Annotated in this window: 17 protein-coding genes; 9 read left to right on the top strand and 8 right to left on the bottom strand. The window is 63.5% G+C overall.

The annotated features are described in order from the left end of the window. Positions 1-82 precede the first annotated feature (82 nt). From glpK to EKH80_RS08115, 4 genes are all read right to left on the bottom strand, one after another. A complete protein-coding gene (gene glpK, locus EKH80_RS08130) occupies positions 83-1,579 on the bottom strand; it encodes a glycerol kinase GlpK (RefSeq protein ID WP_126684244.1) in 1,497 nt (498 codons plus the stop codon). Between the two features lie 14 nt (positions 1,580-1,593). Beyond that, complete coding sequence (locus tag EKH80_RS08125; protein ID WP_126684243.1) at positions 1,594-2,439, bottom strand: MIP/aquaporin family protein; 846 nt, start codon at positions 2,437-2,439, stop codon at positions 1,594-1,596. A gap of 172 nt (positions 2,440-2,611) precedes the next feature. Next, on the bottom strand, positions 2,612-4,120 hold the full coding sequence (gene glpD / locus EKH80_RS08120; protein ID WP_126684242.1) for a glycerol-3-phosphate dehydrogenase: 1,509 nt from the start codon (positions 4,118-4,120) through the stop codon (positions 2,612-2,614). Between the two features lie 163 nt (positions 4,121-4,283). Further along, positions 4,284-5,087, bottom strand: a complete 804-nt coding sequence (locus tag EKH80_RS08115; RefSeq protein ID WP_196240351.1) for a DeoR/GlpR family DNA-binding transcription regulator — start codon at positions 5,085-5,087, stop codon at positions 4,284-4,286. A gap of 209 nt (positions 5,088-5,296) precedes the next feature. Here EKH80_RS08115 and EKH80_RS08110 point away from each other — a divergent pair, with 209 nt between their 5' ends. Next, positions 5,297-6,301, top strand: a complete 1,005-nt coding sequence (locus EKH80_RS08110) for a polyprenyl synthetase family protein (protein ID WP_126684241.1) — start codon at positions 5,297-5,299, stop codon at positions 6,299-6,301. A gap of 40 nt (positions 6,302-6,341) precedes the next feature. Here the strand turns inward: EKH80_RS08110 and EKH80_RS08105 are convergent, their stop codons facing one another. The 3 genes from EKH80_RS08105 to ubiH all read right to left on the bottom strand — a co-directional run bounded on the left by EKH80_RS08105 (position 6,342) and on the right by ubiH (position 9,659). Continuing rightward, entirely contained in the window at positions 6,342-7,136 is a 795-nt protein-coding gene (locus EKH80_RS08105) for a dienelactone hydrolase family protein (RefSeq protein ID WP_126684240.1), read from the bottom strand. Positions 7,137-7,233: 97 nt separating this feature from the next. Beyond that, positions 7,234-8,436, bottom strand: a complete 1,203-nt coding sequence (locus EKH80_RS08100; protein WP_268991838.1) for a UbiH/UbiF/VisC/COQ6 family ubiquinone biosynthesis hydroxylase — start codon at positions 8,434-8,436, stop codon at positions 7,234-7,236. Beyond that, positions 8,433-9,659: a 2-octaprenyl-6-methoxyphenyl hydroxylase gene (gene ubiH, locus EKH80_RS08095; RefSeq protein ID WP_126684239.1), complete on the bottom strand. Its 1,227-nt coding sequence runs from the start codon at positions 9,657-9,659 to the stop codon at positions 8,433-8,435. The genes EKH80_RS08100 and ubiH overlap by 4 nt, the downstream gene beginning before the upstream one ends. 187 nt (positions 9,660-9,846) lie before the next feature. On the opposite strand from ubiH, the gene EKH80_RS08090 reads away from it, so the two are divergent. The 3 genes from EKH80_RS08090 to EKH80_RS08080 are packed head-to-tail and all read left to right on the top strand — an operon-like array spanning position 9,847 to position 11,941. After that, complete coding sequence (locus EKH80_RS08090) at positions 9,847-10,446, top strand: hypothetical protein (RefSeq protein WP_126684238.1); 600 nt, start codon at positions 9,847-9,849, stop codon at positions 10,444-10,446. A 3-nt stretch (positions 10,447-10,449) separates the two neighbouring features. Then, positions 10,450-11,016, top strand: coding sequence for a cob(I)yrinic acid a,c-diamide adenosyltransferase (locus tag EKH80_RS08085; protein WP_126684237.1), 567 nt, complete (start codon positions 10,450-10,452; stop codon positions 11,014-11,016). Between the two features lie 4 nt (positions 11,017-11,020). Beyond that, positions 11,021-11,941 (top strand): histone deacetylase family protein, encoded by a 921-nt coding sequence (locus EKH80_RS08080; protein WP_126684438.1) that lies wholly within the window; start codon positions 11,021-11,023, stop codon positions 11,939-11,941. 75 nt (positions 11,942-12,016) lie between these two features. Here EKH80_RS08080 and msrB read toward each other — a convergent pair whose 3' ends face one another. Next, the gene (gene msrB, locus EKH80_RS08075; protein WP_126684236.1) at positions 12,017-12,433 is read right to left on the bottom strand and encodes a peptide-methionine (R)-S-oxide reductase MsrB; all 417 of its coding nucleotides are present in this window, start codon (positions 12,431-12,433) and stop codon (positions 12,017-12,019) included. Positions 12,434-12,679: 246 nt separating this feature from the next. Here msrB and EKH80_RS08070 point away from each other — a divergent pair, with 246 nt between their 5' ends. From EKH80_RS08070 to apaG, 5 genes are all read left to right on the top strand, one after another. Continuing rightward, positions 12,680-15,175, top strand: a complete 2,496-nt coding sequence (locus EKH80_RS08070; RefSeq protein ID WP_230473496.1) for an LPS-assembly protein LptD — start codon at positions 12,680-12,682, stop codon at positions 15,173-15,175. Between the two features lie 109 nt (positions 15,176-15,284). Further along, a complete protein-coding gene (locus EKH80_RS08065) occupies positions 15,285-16,631 on the top strand; it encodes a peptidylprolyl isomerase (protein WP_126684234.1) in 1,347 nt (448 codons plus the stop codon). 23 nt (positions 16,632-16,654) lie between these two features. After that, a complete protein-coding gene (pdxA, locus tag EKH80_RS08060) occupies positions 16,655-17,647 on the top strand; it encodes a 4-hydroxythreonine-4-phosphate dehydrogenase PdxA (RefSeq protein WP_126684233.1) in 993 nt (330 codons plus the stop codon). Further along, entirely contained in the window at positions 17,647-18,441 is a 795-nt protein-coding gene (gene rsmA / locus EKH80_RS08055) for a 16S rRNA (adenine(1518)-N(6)/adenine(1519)-N(6))-dimethyltransferase RsmA (RefSeq protein WP_126684232.1), read from the top strand. Before pdxA ends, rsmA begins: the two co-directional genes overlap by 1 nt. Before the next feature lie 100 nt (positions 18,442-18,541). After that, positions 18,542-18,925 (top strand): Co2+/Mg2+ efflux protein ApaG, encoded by a 384-nt coding sequence (gene apaG / locus EKH80_RS08050; RefSeq protein WP_126684231.1) that lies wholly within the window; start codon positions 18,542-18,544, stop codon positions 18,923-18,925. The last annotated feature ends 1 nt before the right edge of the window (position 18,926 follow it).

Below are 18,926 nucleotides of genomic sequence, written 5' to 3'. Positions count from 1 at the left end.
ATTTGAGCACTTCGCCGCCAGCCACTGGCCCACACCCTGAAGCGGTGGCGGCCATCCGTCGACCTCCGCTACCGCCAGCGCTTCAAATCTTGAAGGCCATCGTCGCCTCCACCGCCTGCTTCCAGCCCGCATAGAGCGCTTCTCGCTGCGCCTCCGGCATCTGCGGCTCGAAGCGGCGGTCGATGACCCAGTGGCGGGCAATGTCTTCGCGGCTGGGCCAGAAGCCGGTCGCGAGACCGGCAAGATAGGCAGCACCCAGCGCGGTCGTTTCAGCCACCATCGGCCGCAGCACGGGCACATTGAGAATGTCGCTTTGGAACTGCCCGAGGAATCCGTTGGCGATGGCGCCGCCATCGGCACGCAGCTCCTTCAGCTTGATGCCGGCATCGTTTTCCATCGCCGCGAGGACATCGCGCGTCTGGTAGGCCATCGACTCCACCGCGGCGCGGACGAAATGTTCCTTGCTGGTGCCGCGCGACAGGCCAAATACCGCGCCGCGCACGTCGCTGCGCCAGTACGGCGCCCCCAGGCCCACGAACGCGGGAACCATGTACACGCCTTCATTGGACTTGGCGCGTTCGGCGTAATCCTGCGAGTCGCTGGCCCTGCCAAGCATGCGCAGGCCGTCGCGCAACCACTGGATTACCGAACCGGCCACGAAGATGGCACCTTCCAGGGCATATTCCACTTTGCCGCCTACGCCCCAGGCAATGGTGGTAAGCAGGCCATTGTGCGAAGTCACCGCCTTGTCGCCGGTGTTCATCAGCATGAAGCAGCCGGTGCCGTAGGTGTTCTTGGCCATACCCGGCTCGAAACAGGCCTGGCCGAACAAGGCCGCCTGCTGGTCGCCTGCCACGCCGGCGATAGGCACTTCCTGGCCGAAGAAATGCTGGCCCAGCGTCTTGCCGTAGATTTCGCTGCAGGAACGCACTTCCGGCAGCATTGCGCGCGGCACGTCGAGCATCTCCAGCAGCTCGTCGTCCCAGCACTGCTCATGGATGTTGTACATCATCGTTCGCGAGGCATTGGTGTAGTCGGTGACATGCACCTTGCCGCCGGTGAGATTCCAGATCAGCCAGGTATCAATGGTGCCGAACAGCAGTTCGCCACGCTTGGCGCGTTCACGCGCGCCGTCGGTGCGGTCCAGCATCCACTTCACCTTGGTACCCGAGAAGTAGGCATCGATCAGCAGGCCGGTCTTCGCGCGCACCATCCCGTCATGGCCGCTTGCGATCAACTGATCGCAGATCTCGCGCGTCTGACGTGATTGCCACACGATGGCGTTGTAGATCGGTTGGCCAGTAGCTTTGTCCCAGACCACGGCCGTTTCGCGCTGGTTGGTGATGCCGATGCCGACTACCGAGCGCGGATCGATCTGCGCGTTGTTCATCACCTCGGTGATGGTGGTGAGCACGCTGGTCATGATTTCGCGCGGGTTGTGTTCCACCCAGCCTGGCTGCGGAAAAATCTGTCCGAATTCGCGTTGCGCAATGCCGACGATGCTGCCGGCGCGATCGAACAGGATCGCGCGGGAGCTGGTCGTGCCCTGGTCGATGGCCAGGATATATGACTTATCCATGCAACAGCTCCCGTTCAATGGTTAGTATCGGCCACGGCGCGCTCCCCACCGCTGGCCTCTTGCGCCGATCGCAACACGCGCAGGCGTGCCGGCAGGAAGGGATACACCAGCCACCGGTACGCGGCAGCGCCGAGCACGCCGCCGAGCAAGGGACCTACGATCGGAATCCACCAGTAATGATCGGGTGCCGGCAGCGCGGAAGAGCCCCAGCCGGCGAAATAGGCGAACAACCGCGGCCCGAAATCACGCGCCGGATTGATCGCCCAGGCTTCGAGATAACCCATCGATGCGCCGATGGTGGCCACCAGCAAGCCGATGACCAGCGCGCCCGAATTGGCACCCGGCGCCATTTCGTTGTATTGCTCGGTGATCGCAAAGATGCCGAACAGCAGGAACGCGGTGAGGATGACCTGGTCGAGCAGCGCGTGCATGGGCGTGACAGCCAGGCCCGGATGCGTGAAAAACACGCCGGCCGCGCCGCCTGCTTCGCGCGTGAGCTGATGCACCTGGTTGTAATGATCGATTACCGGGGAGAACAACACATACACGACAGCCGCGCCGAGAAAGGCACCGACCACTTGCGCGATGCTGTAAGGAAGCACTTTCTTCCACGGAAAGCCGCGGAACAAGGCCAGCGCCAGCGTTACGGCTGGATTGGCATGCGTACCGGATACCGAGCCGGTGACGTAGATCGCGATCGTCACCGCCAGGCCCCAGGCAATGCACACCCCCCAGTACGCGTTGGCGTAAGGGCTCGGGTCGTACAACACGTACATGCAGGCGACCGAATCGCCCAAAGCGAGAATGATGAACGTGGCGATCGCCTCGGAAATCAGCTCACCGATGCTTTGTCGGCTCATGGCCCTGCCTCCGGCGTACGCGTAGGGGTGACCAGGCGGTTGGTGCAGTTCGACATATGTTCCTCCCTTGATAATCTCCCCATGCTGCCATCCCGCCCGCTTTCAGGGGAATGGCGGCGAGACGAACCGGGGCTTGATGACCCATGTGCAGGACCTTGCTTCAACGGCCGGCTCAAGCGAACGAAGCGCGGCGTGGCGGCGTGTCAGTGAGATAAGCCGCCAGGCGCTGCACTTGTTCGGGGGTAAGGCGCAAACCCAGCTTGCTGCGCCGCCAGAGCACGTCGCTCGCATCAACGGCCCACTCCATTGCGCGCAGGTAATCTACTTCGGCCTGGTAAAGATCGGCGCCGAAATGCTCGCCCAGGTCGTGCAGCGAACGCGCTTGCCCAAGGATGCGCGCGGCGCGGCTGCCGTAACTGTGCACCAGGCGCCACGCCATCGATTCGGGCAGCCATGGGTGCGCCGCCTGCAATTCGCGCTGCCAGGCATTCACATCCGGCCTTTCGCCGCCGGGCAGCGGATGGCCGCTGGCAGTCCATGCTTCGGTTGCATGGGGAAACAACGGCGCCAGCCGGTCCATGGCCTCCTCCGCCAGCTTGCGATAGGTGGTCAGCTTGCCGCCGAACACATTGAGTAGCGGTGCGCCTCGCTGATCCAGTTCCAGCAGGTAATCCCGCGTGACTTCCGATGCATTGCCTGACTCATCATCGAGCAAGGGACGCACGCCGCTGTAACTCCACACCACATCGGCCGGCGTGATGCTGCGTTTGAAGTAACGATTCGCCGCGTTGCAGAGATAACGCGTTTCTTCCTCGCTGATGCGTGGTGCAGAAGGATCGTCGCGGTAATCTAGGTCGGTGGTGCCGATCAGGGTGAAATCGTGTTCGTAAGGAATGGCAAACACGATGCGACGATCCGGTTGCTGGAAGATGTAGGCGTAAGGATGCTCGAACAGGCGCGGCACGATGATGTGGCTGCCCTTGACCAGGCGCAGCGCGTGATCGTGCCCGACCCTGGCGACCTGATCGAGGAACTGCACGGTCCAAGGGCCGGTCGCGTTGACCAGCGCCTTGGCACGGACGGTGGAAAGCTCGCCGTGCACAGTTTGCAACTGCACGGTCCAGCCTTCATCGTCGCGGTCGGCGCTCACACAGCGCGTGCGTGTGAAGATCGTCGCCCCGCGCTCCATCGCATCCATAGCATTGAGAACCACCAGCCGCGCATCCTGCACCCAGGCATCCGAGTAGACAAAGCCAATAGGAAACTCGTCGCGCAACGGCAGGCCGGACTTGTGGCGTTTCAAGGACACGCGCCGCGATTTCGGCAGGGTGCGCCGGCCGCGGCCCAGGTGGTCGTAGAGGAACAGCCCCAGCCGGATCATCCAGGCCGGGCGCAGATGGGACTGGTGCGGCAGCACGAAGCGCAAGGGCCAGATGATGTGTGGAGCGGCGCGCAGCAACACCTCGCGCTCGGCCAGGGCCTTGCCCACCAGGGCGAACTCAAACTGCTCCAGGTAGCGCAGGCCGCCATGGATCAGCTTGGTACTGGCGCTGGAGGTGTGTGCGGCCAGGTCGTCGCGCTCGCACAGGCATACCGACAGCCCGCGCCCGGCCGCATCCCGCGCAATGCCTGCGCCATTGATGCCGCCCCCCACCACTAGTAGATCGAATTGCTCAGTCATCGCACGTCCCGGGGAGCGCCCCTACCATGATGCTCGTTTTCGACCATCGAAAGCTTGAAAATTGTTTGAATACTCCGAATCGGTGGCGTTTTATTTCGAATTCGATCAAGAAACGAGCACATTCAAACATTTGTTGCGAGCTTTGCCGCGACGCAGCAAAACCTCAGCCATCGGCGACGTGGACCTGGGTGCCAGCCTCAGCCAATGCGGCTGCCAGCTCAGGCGGCGGGACGCGGTCGGTAAACCAGGCCTGGACCAGGGAAATCGGCCCCAGGCGCACCAGGGCGTTGCGCCCCACTTTGCTGTGGTCCGCTGCCAGGAACACTTGCCGGGAGTGCTCGATGATCGCTTGCGCCACGCGCACTTCATTCAAGTCGAAATCGAACAGGGTGCCGTCCGGATCAATGCCGGAGATGCCGATCACCCCGAAGTCCACCTTGAACTGGCGGACCAGCTCGATGGCCGGTTGACCGGTGACGCCGTGGTCGCGTCCGCGCACCACGCCACCGGCCACGATCACCTCGAAGCTCGGGTTTTCACTGAGCATGGTCGCCACATTCAGGTTGTTGGTGATCACGCGCAGGCCCTTATGGTTCATCAGTGCGCGCGCCACGTCCTCATTAGTGGTGCCAAGGTTGATGAACAACGAGGCGTTATCGGGTATGTACCGGGCCAGCAAGGCGGCGATGCGGGCCTTCTCCTCGTGCAGCAGGTGCTGGCGCTTGGCATAGGCCAGGTTCTCCACGCTCGAAGGCAGGCTCACGCCTCCGTGGTAGCGGCGCAAAAGGCCGGTATCGCACAGCGCGGCCAGATCTCGGCGAATGGTCTGCTGGGTGACATCGAAGTGCGCGGCCAGATCCTCCACGGTGGCAAAGCCCGCCTCGCGCACGCGCGCCACGAGCTGCTCCTGCCTGCGGCTGAGTACCTGATCGCCCATCATCGCTTCCATCGGCACAATGGTCGCCATGGTAGCGTGAGCGCATAACGGCTCGAGGGCGCCGGAGAAGCCATTGATCTTACTTCGGCACCCGGCATCACGCCCACAAGGCCCAGCAGGAATGGATCAGAGGCTTCCTCTACGCCCACTAGCCCAAGCCCGACAGAACTTTCGGGCCGGATCACACGTAGCGAGGCCTCCGCCTCTATAATCGAAGTTCTATGTCCAGCCCCAGCCGCATGAACACCTCCGTTCTCCAGACCATCGACCCTGCTCGCGATTTTGCCGGGGTACGCGCCATCGCCGAAGGTGACATGCAGCGCGTCGATGCCCTGGTCCGGCAACGGCTGGCTTCCGACGTGGTGCTGATCAACCAGATCGCCGACCACATCATCGCTGGCGGGGGCAAACGCCTGCGCCCGATGCTGCACACCCTGGCCGCCCGCGCGGCCGGCTATTCCGGCGACAGGCACGTCAAGCTGGCGGCGGTGATCGAGTTCATCCACACCTCCACCCTGCTGCACGACGACGTGGTGGATGAGTCGGACCTGCGCCGCGGCCGCAAGACCGCCAATGCCCTATGGGGAAATGCCGCCAGCGTACTGGTGGGCGACTTCCTGTATTCGCGCTCCTTCCAGCTGATGGTGGAACTGGACGACATGCGCATCATGCGCATCCTCGCTGATACCACCAACACCATCGCCGAAGGCGAGGTGCTGCAACTGCTCAACATCGGCAATGCCGATGTGGACGAGGCCGCCTATCTGGCCGTGATCGAACGCAAGACCGCGGTACTGTTTGCGGCGGCCACTCAGCTCGGGGGCCTACTCGGCGGCCTGCCGGAATCGCAGGTCGCGGCACTGCGCCGCTACGGCATGCAACTGGGCTACGCTTTCCAGATCGCCGACGACCTGCTCGACTACATCAGCGATGCCCGCACCCTGGGTAAGAACATCGGCGACGACCTGGCCGAAGGCAAGCCAACCCTGCCGCTGATCTATGCCCTGCAGCGTGTGAGCGTGGAACAGGCGAACGAGATGCGCCATGCCATCGAGCATGGAGGACTGGGCTCGCTGGATCACATCATCGCGGCAATTCGCGAATCGGGCGCGTTGGAGCGTACCCGCGAATGCGCGCTAAGGCATGCGCGTGCGGCACGCGAGGCGCTGGCGCCATTGCCGCCTTCATCCTATCGGGATGCGCTGGCGACACTGGCCGATTATTCGGTGCAGCGTACGTTCTAAGTATCCCCTCTCTCCGGAGGGGGGAGAGGGAGTGAATAGCTCAAGGCGTACCGGCGAACGCAGCGCGCAGCCATTCATGCATCAAGCGGTAGCTGCGTGCCGCCGCCCGTGCATCGTATTTGCAACCCGGCGAATTCTGCTCGGTTTCGGTAAAGCAATGCACGGCGTTGCCGAGTACCACGAACTGCCAATCGACGGGACTGGCGCGCATTTCGTCCATGAATTTGTCGGCATCGGGCATGGTGCCCTTGTCGTCGGCACCGTTCATCACCAGCACGCGCGCCTTGATGTGCTTGGCAAGCGCAGGATCATCCGTAGTCAGGCCGCCATGGAAAGACACGACGGCGGCAACATCCGCACTGCTGCGAGCGAGATCCAGCACGGCCGTACCGCCGAAGCAGAAGCCGATCGCCGCGAGCTTGGCGGTATCAATCGGCACGTTTGCCGCCTGTGCCTTCAATTGCGTGAGTGCTTCGTTGATACGCCTACGCATCAGCGCACGATCCGTATACAACGGCGTGGTGGCGGCTTTCGCCTGATCGGCATGACCCGGCTCGGGCCGCACGTTTTCACCGTACATGTCGGTGAGCAGGACCACGTAATCCTTGCCGGCGATCATTTGCGCCTTCTGGATGGCGGTGTCGTTCAACCCATACCAGTTCGGCACCATTACCAGGCCGGGTCGCTTGGCGTGGCTGGCGTCATCGTAGACCAGGACACTCTTGAAATGCGTGCCGTCAAGCGTCCACTCCACCGGACGTTGCACCATCCTGGCCTGCGCGGCGAAGCTCAGGCTGGCGAGTAACGCGAGAGCGACTGTTCGAACGAAACGCATAGGTGGCTTCCTTTGCAGGAGGGAGAGTTCCCAGGCTGGGATGCACACCCCAACTCTGCCGTGCACGTACATTGCGATGCTGAGGGTTGCCCTCAGCCTACAGTCCTGCTGCATGCGCCGCCAGGCGTCGCTTGAGTGGCAGCAAACGGTCAACCAGGCGCACGCCCACCCCGCGTGCCGCTACCCATGGTGCGCTCTGCCACGCATAAACGCGAGCGAGTGCATCGAAGCCATACGCATCGAGCATATCCGCGCTACGGCGGCGGCGTGCGTAACGATGAAGCACTTGCGGGGAAGAAAAATCGCGTCCTTCGTCGCGTGCAGCGGCCAGCACGTCGCGCAGTTCGGCGACGTCACGCAAACCCAGATTTACGCCCTGCCCGGCCAACGGGTGTACGACATGGGCCGCATCGCCAAGCAACGCGAAACGCTCAGCATGATAGGCACTGGCGAGCTGCAGCTTGAGCGGAAAAGCCACGCGCCGGGTGGTGGCCGTGACGCGTCCAAGGCGGAAATCGCTGGCGACGCCAAGCTCCTTGATAAAGGCCTCATCCTCCAGCGACAGTACGCGTCGTGCCTCGCCTTCCGGTAGCGACCACACGATGGAACTGCGCCCATCGGCAAGCGGCAGCAAAGCGAGCGGCCCGGACGGAAGGAAACGCTGCCAGCAAGCATGCCCATGCGGGCGTTCGGTGTTGACGTGCGCCACTACCGCGCGCTGCGAATAATCCCTGCCGCTCGTCGCGATGCCGGCCCGTACGCGCAGGGGTGAATTGCCGCCATCGGCAGCAACCAGCAATCGTACTGACACGCTTTCACCATCGGCCAACTCGAGCACAACCCGATCCGCGCGTGTTTCGAAATCCTTCACCGCCACCGGGCACAAGCGCTGCACGCCGGCCGCATCCAGCGCCTGCCACAGCTCCCACTGCACCAGGTTGTTTTCGACGATATAGCCAAGCTCACTGCGCCCCTCGTCGGCGGCATCGAAATCGATGGCCGCACCGTTCTGCGCATCCCAAACGTGCATATGCGCATAAGGACAGGCACGTGCATCGCGTATGGATGTCCAGACGCCCAGCTCATCCAGCAGTTTGATCGATGAAGGCGCCAGCCCGACCACGCGCAGATCCACGTCATCCTGCGGATGCCAGGCCGCCGGCTCGCGCGCTTCCAGCAGTGCGGTGCTGAAGCCGGCACGACTCAATGCCAGTGCTGCGGCAGCCCCAACCATGCCACCGCCGACTACGGCGACATCCAGGGCTGGTGCGCGACGCTGTGTTGCAGGAATCGTTCTCACGGCAGTCGCTCCAACACGGCACGCGGCGGCTCGCCGCGAAATCCCATGCCACGCCGAGCCAGTGCTTGTTGCAACGGCGGCACGCGGTCGTATGCAAGCAGGGCAAGCGAGCGGAACGGAGCCAGCCATGGCTCCGGCATGCAGGCAAAGCGCACCAGGTCGTGGCTCATGGCCATGGTGCCTTGGCGATCCGGCGCACGGCGCGCGGCATAGCGCTCCAGCAGTTCGGACGATCCGGGGTCTGCCGCCCCGGCGACCAGCTCGGCCAGGGTCAGCGCATCGCGCAATCCCAAATTGAAGCCCTGCGCACCGATCGGATGCACGGTCTGAGCGGCATTGCCTACGAGCACGGCTCGCGATGCGATCAGGCCGCGGGCAGCGACCCGCTTGATGGCGTAGGGATGACGTTTGCCAGGTCGGTTCAAGCGCCCCAGGTGCCAGCCGAAACGGCGCTGCGCCAGTGCGATGAAATCGGCGTCGTTCAAGGTCGACACGGTGGCGGCCACGTCCGAATCAACGGTAAGCACCAGTCCGCAGCGGCGCTCCGCCAGCGGCAGCATGGCGATCGGGCCTTCATCGGAAAAGCGCTCCCAGGCACGGTTCGCCGGATCGCGCTCCGGAGTGACCGTGCATACGAACAAGGTCTGCTGGTAATCGTGCACATCGGCCTGGATGCCAAGCTGCGCGCGCACGAACGAGTCGGTGCCGTCCGCACCGACCAGCAAGGCAGCGTCAACGTGCTGCTCCCCATCAGGCGTCTTGATCTGCGCCCGCCAGCCATCGGCATGGCGAGTAAGACCGGTGAGGCTGGCTGGCGCCAGGCGCACCAGGCGCTGGCAAGCATCCAGCCGGCGCAGCAGGGCGGCGCCCAGTTCGCGCGCCGGCAAGGTCCAACCCAGCGCATCGACGCCATGTCTGGCTGCGTCCAGCCGCGCGCTGCCGAATTCGCCTGCGCGGCTGACGTGGATTCGATGGATCGGCGTTGCTTGCGCGGCAGCGAGCGGCCACACGCTGATTGCCTTAAGCCCATTCACGGTGGCACGGGCCAACGCCAGATTCCGTTCGTCATAGCTGGGCTGCGCATCGGCGCGCGGCGCGGCGGCTTCGACCAGGGTGACGCGGCACCCGGCTGCATCCAGCGCGATCGCCAGGCTGGCGCCGACCAGGCCGCCACCGACCACCAGCACGTTGCCTGCGGGGACAAAAGGGGGAGAGATAGTCATGCGCGGATGATACGCGGTGTAAGCATCTGACTGCGCGCAGGCAGGGATGGCAATCCCGGCGTCGGGACGCCGCGGTGACGGGTACCCGAGGGACCACAGCCCCCCCATAAGTAGGTCCGCATTGGGCTAAACTGCGCAGTCTTCGCACCCTCTCATATGAGCCGCCTGCTTTCCTAGGGAGTTCTTCATGGCTACGACATCGACCCAGCGCCTTGGCATCTTCGCCGCGCTCGCCTTAGGTTTGGCGGTGACCCGCGTGCATTTGTCACTGTTCCACCACGATATCTGGGACGCGTCGTGGGGCGTGTTCTTCCTGGCCGGCTTCTGGCTGCGCGGCACCGGCCGCTGGGCGTTTCCGCTGCTGATGGCCGAGGCGGTGCTGGTCGACTACGTGGTCATCACGCTCTCTGGCACCAATTTTTGGGAACACTACTGCGTATCCGCCGGCTACTGGTTCCTGGTTCCCGCCTACGGCTCGCTGTGGATCGGCGGCAGCTGGCTAGCCAAGCACCAGCACGGCATCAAACTCACCACGCTGGGCATGGCCGCAGCTGCACTGCTAGTGAGCGAGAACGCGTGCTATGTGATCTCCAACGGCAGCTTCTACTGGTTGAGCGCGCACGTGGCAGCGCCGAAGAGTTTCGCGGCCTGGTTCGAAAACCTGGGCCACTGGTACCTGCCTTTCCTGCAGACTACCGCGGCGTACGTGGCGCTTGGTGCTGTGCTGCACGTGCTGGCAGTACAACTGGCCCGAGTATCCCAGCACAGCGGCCAGACGCAGCACTAAGCCGTGGGCAACCGGCTCTCGAAAATCTATACGCGCACGGGTGACGACGGTAGCACCGGCCTGGGCGACGGATCACGCGTGCCGAAAGATTCCGCGCGGGTCAATGCGTACGGTACGGTTGACGAACTCAACAGTACGATCGGCATGGTGCTGGCCTGCGTCGGACTCGACGCTGAAGTGCAAGAAACGCTCACCCAGGTGCAGCACGAGCTGTTCGATCTTGGCGGCGAGCTGTGTATTCCTGGCATGGCGATGATCGAGGACGCGGACATCGATCGCCTCGAGCAGGTCCTGGACCGGTTCAACGAACCGCTGCCGCCGCTGAAGGATTTCATCCTGCCGGGCGGCGGCATGGCCGCCTCCTGCTGCCATCTTGCGCGCACCGTGTGTCGGCGAGCGGAGCGTGAAGTGATCGCGTTGGGACGCGTGGAAAGCGTGCGGCCGCAGGCGCAGCGCTATCTCAATCGGCTATCCGACCTGCTATTCGTACTGTGCCGCGTGTTGGCCCGTGCGAGCGGCCATGGCGAGGTGCTCTGGCAGCATGAGCGTCGCCGCAAGCCAGCAGGCTGAAAGCATGCTGCAGCTGTTTACCCACCCCGTATGCCTGCAGCACGATCCTGGCGCGGGCCATCCTGAGTCCCCCGCCCGTCTGCGCGCGGTATTGCAGGCATTGGATCAGGACCGCTACGCCAGCGTGGATCGCATCGAAGCGCCGCGGGCTTCCCGTGAACATCTGCTGCGGGTGCATACCCCGGAGCATGTGGATCGCATCCTGGCCATCACGCCCGACTCGGAAGCCGTGCGGCTCGACGAGGACACCTTGATGTCGCCGGCCTCGGCCGAGGCCGCCTTGCGCGCTGCCGGTGCCCTGGTCGCCGCGGTGGATGCCGTGATGTCGGGGAACACTACGCACGCCTTCTGTGCGGTGCGCCCTCCCGGCCACCATGCCACCCCCGATGCCGCGATGGGCTTCTGCCTTTTCAACAATGTCGCCATAGGTGCTGCGCACGCACTGGCTGCGCATGGCCTGAAGAGGGTGGCGATCGCCGATTTCGACGTGCATCACGGCAACGGCACGCAAGATATTTTTCAGCGTGAGCCGCGGGTGCTGTTCATTTCTTCGCACCAGCAGCCGCTGTATCCGGGCACCGGCAGCCCGGAGGAACGGGGCGTGGGCAATATCGTCAATGCGCCCTTGTCATCCGGCGAGGGTTCCGAGGAGTTCCGCGCGTTGTGGAACGACGTGCTACTGCCCAAGCTGCATGACTTCAAGCCTCAGCTCGTGCTGGTGTCGGCCGGCTTCGATGCGCATCAGCGCGACCCGCTGGCGAATCTGCAACTGCAGACCGAGGACTACGCGTGGATTACCGAGCGGCTGGTCGACCTGGCCCATGCGCACGCGGGTGGCAGGCTGGTTTCCACCCTGGAGGGCGGCTACGACCTGCAGGCACTGGCAGCCAGCGTGGGCGCGCATGTAAGTGCGCTGATGAATTAGGCCTGTAGGCTGGGATGCCAATCCCAGCATCGCGGGGCATTGCATGCATGGCGATGCTGGGTTTCCCAACCCAGCCTACGGCGCAAGGGAATGGGGGTCGGGCGCAAAATCCAGGGCCACCGAGTTGACGCAGTAACGTAAGCCGGTCGGCTTGGGTCCGTCCGGAAAAACATGTCCCAGATGGGAGTCGCATACCGCGCATCGCACCTCCGTACGATGCATGCCGTGGCTCTCGTCCGGCACCAGGTTGACCGTCTCGCGCTTGATCGGCTGGAAGAAGCTCGGCCAGCCGGAGCCGGAATCGTATTTGGCTTCGGAGGCAAACAACGGCGCGTGGCATGCCACGCACAGGTAGGTTCCCGCCTCCTTGTGCTTGTACCACTTGCCACTGAAGGGCGGCTCGGTGGCCGAGCAGCGGCACACCGCGTACTGCGCCGGATCCAGGCTGGCGCGCCATTCTTCGTCGGTCTTTTGGGGTTTGTGCTGATTCATTCGCGCTCCGAGATCTATTCCTGGTACCCGTCACTGCACGCTTGCGGCCGAACTGTATGCGAGTCTGACGGGCTGCGCCCGCAGCAGTCCAGACGACCACCTGCCTTGCGCCACCCGACACGCCCTGCAGGCCTACTGGAATGAATGCCGAGGGCAAGGGATGGATCAGAGCATGCCCGGGACGGATGCCGTACGAAGGGCCTTTCTGATAGCTTAACGCCCCTTCGTCGCCGATTGATCGCCTCCGTGAAGCCCAAGAGCCTGTTGCCCTCTCGTTCTCTGCCTCCACGCCGCCTGCTAGCAATCGCTGCTGCCGCTGCTCTGTTCAGCAGTCAGGGCGCCCATGCTTCTTCCCAGACCAAACACCCCAAGGCCACGCTGAACGGCTCGGAGGTGGTCTGCCCCCTGGGCGAGTTCATCTGCCCCCCCCGCCCAGACAACTTCGCGCTGTGCAGACCCAACGGCATGCTGGAGTTCTACGATCCGTTCCTGAGCAGGGATTCGGCCCTGCGCGCCTCGGCCAACACCCAAGTATGGGCCGACCATGTGGAAAGTCCGGACCAGATCACCTATCACCTGGACGGCCACGTGAAAACCGTCCGTGCCGACCAGGAACTGCACGCGGACGTCGCAGACTACAACAGCGATACCACCGACTACGATGCCCGCGGCAACGTGAACTATCAGGAAGCCACCCATTTGGTGTCGGCCGACCATATCACCGGCAATACCGGCAACAGCACCGGGCTGGCGAGCGGCAACGTGCGCTACCAGTTGCTTGATTCGCACGGCAACGGCACCGCGTTGCGCGCGGAAATGCTGGACGCGGATCGCAACCGCTACACCATGGCGAGCTATTCCACCTGCGACGTCGGCGGCCACATCTGGGAGTTGCGTGCCAGGGAGATCGACACCGACGACACTACCGGCCGTGGCGTGGCGCACAGCGCCACCATGAGCATGTACGGGGTGCCGTTCTTCTATTTCCCGTGGATGTCGTTCCCGCTCAACAACGATCGCCAGAGCGGCTTCCTGTATCCGTACTTCGAGCACACCAGCCGTGCCGGCTATCAGTTCCGCATTCCGTATTACTTCAACCTGGCGCCTAACTACGATGCCACACTCACGCCGCGCTACTACAGCCGGCGCGGCGCGATGCTGTCCGGCGAGGTGCGCTACCTGTTCCCGCGCACCAGCGGCCAGTTCCAGTTCGAATTCCTGCCCCACGACAACTACAACGACCAGAAGCTCACCCCGACCTCGATCGACACACAAGGTCGGCAGCGCTACCTGTACCGCTTCGTCAACACGACCAGCCTGTGGCCGGGCTGGTCGCTCAACACGAACATCAACCGCGCGTCGGACCGGAACTACCTGCGCGACTTCGGCGACGACCTGTTCAGCATCTCCACCGCGCTGCTGTATTCCAGCGTCTATCTGAACGGCGCCGGCAACTGGTGGAGCGCTTCGGTGGGCGGCGACATCTACCAGAACGTGGATCCGTCACAACCGAACAGCGTGGAACCCTACAAGCGCCTGCCGCGCGCCACGTTCAACATGGATATTCCGTTCGCCCGCTGGTACGACGTTGGCCTGACCAGCGAAGCGGTGAAGTTCCACAAATTCGACCAGGTGGAAGGCTCACGTATCGACCTGTATCCCTACGTCGACGCGGATTTCCGGGGTGCGGCATGGTTCATCAAGCCCAAGCTGGCCTACCGCTATACCGGCTATTCGCTTGACAGTGGCTACCAGCGCTACAGCTATTACGGCGCGCTTCCCCTCCCTGCCGACCCCAAAGCCAAGTCACTCTCACCGTTCACACAGAGCAATCCGAGCCGCGCGCTGCCGATCCTCAGTCTGGACCAGGGGCTGATCTTCGAACGCAGCACCTCGCTGTTCGATACGCACTACACGCAAACGCTGGAGCCGCGGCTGTACTACCTGTATGTACCGTATCGCAATCAGAACAACCTGCCGTTGTTCGATACCGCGCCGATGGCGTTCGACGACTGGATGCTGTTTGCGCCGAACCAGTTTTCAGGCGCAGACCGCCAGATGAACGCGAACAACCTGACCGCTGCCGTCACCACGCGCCTGCTTGATGACGGTGGCGTGGAGCGGCTGTCAGCCACGTTCGGGCAGATTCACTATTTCACGCCCCAAAAGGTGCAGTCGCCCTGTACCGTTTACGACGGTACGCCCCGCCAAAATCCCAATGGCTGCCAGGCCACCACGGATTGGCGCGGCTCAGACTACGTCGTCGAACTCAGCACCCAACTCGACGACCAGTGGACGGCCAGCAGCGAATACCTGTGGAACCCGAACACCCGGCAGACTGACCTGGGCACGTTCACGGTGCAGCGCCGCCTGGGCTTCGACGGCATCCTCAACTTCTCCTACCGCTTCCGTCGCGGCCTGCTGGAACAATATCAGGCCTCGACGGTCTATCCGCTCACGGAACGCTGGCGCCTGATCGGCGAGTGGACCTACTCGATGAGGGACAAGCGCACGGTGGAGGGCCTGGCTGGCGTGCAGTACGAGGGCTGTTGCGTGAAGGTGGCCCTGGTGGCCCGCCATTACGTCACCGGCTATTACGGCGTGATCGCCAGCCTGCCACCGGGCCAGAAGCCGCCGGGGAGCGACACTGCCGTCATGTTCCAGTTGGAATTCAAGGGGCTAGGCGCCTTCAGCGGCCAGACGGAGAGCGTACTGCGGCGTGATATCCTTGGCTATCAATAAGCGCGTCCAGGCAGGTTCGGACGCCCTCGAAAGAGCAGCCATCGCGGCCGCTTTTTGAGCCATATCGTTTACCAATCCTTCGCCACCGGCGACAGAAGGCTGTTCACTGATGAAGCAGATTTTTGCGTTGTTCGCGCTGACGATCGTCACGGCGATCCCGTCGCTGGCCCAGGCTCAGTTCCTGGCGCCGCAGGACTCGGGCTCCGGACCGATCGACCGCATCGTTGCCGTCGTCGAAGACGAGGTGATCCTGCAGAGCGAACTGAACGACGCCGTCGCCGCGATCCAGCAGCAGTACGCCAGCCAACCTGGACAACTGCCTCCCATCGATGTGCTGCGCCGGCAGGTGCTCGATCGCCTGGTCCTGATGAAGCTGCAGTTGCAACGCGCCGATGACCAGGGCATCCGTGTGTCCGACGCCGACGTCGACCAAGCCGTGCAGGCCGTGGCCGCGCAGAACAAGATGGCGCCCGAGCAGTTGCGTGCCGCAGTGGAACAGAGTGGCATGAGCTACGCCGCCTACCGCCAGCAATTGCACGACCAGTTGGTGGTGCAGAAGCTGCATGAAAACGTGGTGCGCAGTTCGGTCTCGGTGACCGAGAGCGAAATCAACAACTTGCTCAACAGCCCCACCTACAAGGCGGGTGAAGTGCATCTGGCGCACATTCAAGTCAGCATCCCCGGCGGCGCCTCCGCCTCGGACATCCAGTCCGCTCAGAGCAAGGCCGAGCAGGCACTGGCCGCGGTCAAGGGCGGCATGCCGTTCAAGGCGGCGGCCATCCGCTTCTCCGACGCCCAGGACGCACTGGATGGCGGTGATCTTGGCTGGCGCCGCGTGGATGAAGTGCCGCCGGCCTTCGTCGACACCATCAGTAGCCTGAAGCCCGGCGAAACCAGCGGCATCCTGCATGGCCCAACCGGCTTCCACATCCTTCAGCTGGTGGATCAGCGCGCCCAGGCCAAGCAGATGGTGACCGAGTTCCATGCGCGCCAGATCCTGATCCGCCCCAGCGAACTGCTGTCGCAGACGCAGGCCCAGCAGAAGGCGCAGGATCTCTACAGCCGCATCGTCAACAAGCACGAGGACTTCGCCAAGCTGGCGAAGGACAACTCCAATGACGACACCACGGCCAACGCGGGCGGTGACATGAACTGGTTCCAGCAGGGTGACTGGGGTGCAATGATCGGCCAGAAGCTGGCGGACATGAAGGACAACGAGGTCTCGCAACCCTTCCAGAGCGAGGCCGGCTGGCACATCCTGCAACGCCTTGGCACGCGCAACAGCGACATGACCACCGAGATTGCACACAACCAGGCGCGCCAGGCCATTGGCAACCGCAAGGCCGACCAGGCTTACGACGACTTCCTGCGCGACCTGCGCTCCAGTTCGTACGTGAAGATTCTTGTGCCGGAGCTGGACGAGCCCGCTGCCGGCAATAGCAAGGCTGCGTCGTAATGGCGACGCAGTACGGCTAAGCGGTGAACAGTCTTGCGCTGCCGCGGCTCGCCCTGACTGCCGGCGAGCCGGCCGGTGTCGGTCCCGAGCTGCTGGTCCGATTGGCCGCCACCCCGCTGGCGGCCAATTTCATTGCGCTGACCGATCGAGGCTTGCTTGAACGCGCGGCGAAACGCTGTGGCGTCGCCATCCGCTTGCTGGACGATGACGGTGAAAGCCCCGAACTGCGCCCGCCCGGCACGCTGCGCGTAAGGCATATTCCGCTACTCGAACCCGAACTCCCTGGCCATCCCGATCCGCGCAACGCCCGGCACGTGCTGGCCACGCTGACCGAGGCCGCGGATGGATGCCGGAGTGGCCGCTACGCTGCAGTCGTTACGGCCCCCCTGCAGAAATCCTCGATCAACGACGCCGGCATTCGTTTCAGCGGCCATACCGAGTTTTTCGCCGAGCACAGTCACGCCGACGTCGTGATGATGCTGGCCAGCCCCCAACTGCGCGTGGCCTTGGCCACTACCCATTTGCCGCTGCGTGCAGTTTCCGCCGCCATCGAAGCCGCGTCGCTCGAGCGCACGTTGCGCATCGTGCACAACGAGCTGCGCGCGAAATTCGGCTTCAGCGAACCACGCATCGCCGTGCTCGGCCTCAATCCGCATGCCGGCGAAAGCGGACATATCGGGCGCGAGGAGATCGACACGATCATTCCGCTGATGAACAGGCTGCGCCAGGAAGGCATGCAGCTGCTGGGCCCCTTGCCGGCCGATACCGCGTTTGTTCCCGCGCAGCGCCACCGGTATGACGCCGTGTTGGCGATGTATCACGATCAGGCCTTGCCGGTGCTCAAGAGCGAAGCGTTCGACCGTACGGTGAACATCACGCTCGGCCTGCCCTTCATTCGCACGTCCGTCGATCACGGCACCGCGCTCGACCTTGCCGGCACTGGAAAGGCGGATCCATCCAGCTTGATCGCAGCGGCGCACATGGCACTGGATCTGGCCGCCCGCAGCAAAAAATGATGAATACCTCTGCCCGCCCCAAAAAGAGTTTTGGCCAGCACTTCCTGCACGAACGGCGCTACATAGAGCGCATTGTTGCCGCCATCTCGCCACGCCAGGATGATTTCATGGTCGAAATCGGTCCTGGCGAAGGTGCGCTGACGTTTCCGTTGCTGCGCGCCGCCGGCAAGCTCACTGCGATCGAGCTGGATACCGACCTGATCCCGCGGCTGCGCGAACAGGCAAACGGCGTTGGCGAGCTGTCGATCGTGCATGCCGACGTTCTGAAGGTGGATTTCACCGCAATGGCGCGACAGGCGGGGGTGGAGCGTCTGCGCATCGCCGGCAATCTACCCTATTACATTTCCAGCCCCATCCTGTTTCATTGCATCGATCATGCGGCGTCGATCACCGACATGCATTTCATGCTGCAGAAGGAAGTGGTCGATCGCATGGCGGCGGCGCCCGGCAGCAAGGTGTATGGACGGCTATCCGTGATGTTGCAGCTGGCCTGCCGAGTGGAGCCTCTGTTCGACGTACCTCCCGGCGCGTTCCGGCCGCCGCCGAAGGTGGATTCGTCGGTCGTGCGGCTGGCGCCGCTTCCGCCCGAGGCACGCCATGACGCCGACCCAGCGCGTCTATATGCGATCGTGAAGGCAGCCTTTGCTCAGCGCCGCAAAACACTCTCCAATGCGTTGCGGCAATTGATGGATGCCCAGACCATCCGGGCAGCCGGGATCGATCCGAAGGCGCGGGCGGAGGTCTTGGCGCCGATGGATTTCGTGGCGTTGGCCAAGTTGCGGGATACCCCGTAGGTTGGAGTGCAAACCCAACATCGGAATAATGTGCGCAGGGTGATGTTGGGGTTTGCACCCCGACCTACGTGGCGTCGCGAGTCCCGCTACAATGCGCCTCATGAAAGACAAGTCTCCCTACACGATCGACGTGCAGGTGCAAACCCGTTTTGTCCCTGACCAGTCCGCCCCCAATGAAAACCGCTACGTCTTTGCCTACACGATCAGGCTGCACAATGCAGGCTTCGTATCCGCGCGGCTACTGACCCGCCACTGGGTGATCACGGATGCCAACGGCAAAGTCGAAGAGGTGTTCGGCGAGGGCGTGGTAGGCGAGCAGCCATGGATGCGTCCGGGCGACGATTTCGAATACACCTCCGGCGCGGTACTGGAAACCGCGGTCGGAACGATGCAAGGCAGCTATCAGATGATGGCCGACGACGGTACGCGCTTCGAAGCGCCGATTCCGATCTTCACGCTATCCATTCCCCGCACGCTGCACTGAT

Origin of the sequence: Dyella choica, assembly GCF_003977665.1 — a bacterium.
GTDB lineage: Bacteria > Pseudomonadota > Gammaproteobacteria > Xanthomonadales > Rhodanobacteraceae > Dyella_B > Dyella_B choica.
Note: the sequence above shows the minus strand (reverse complement) of the source record. Positions and strands in the feature narration are given on the sequence as shown.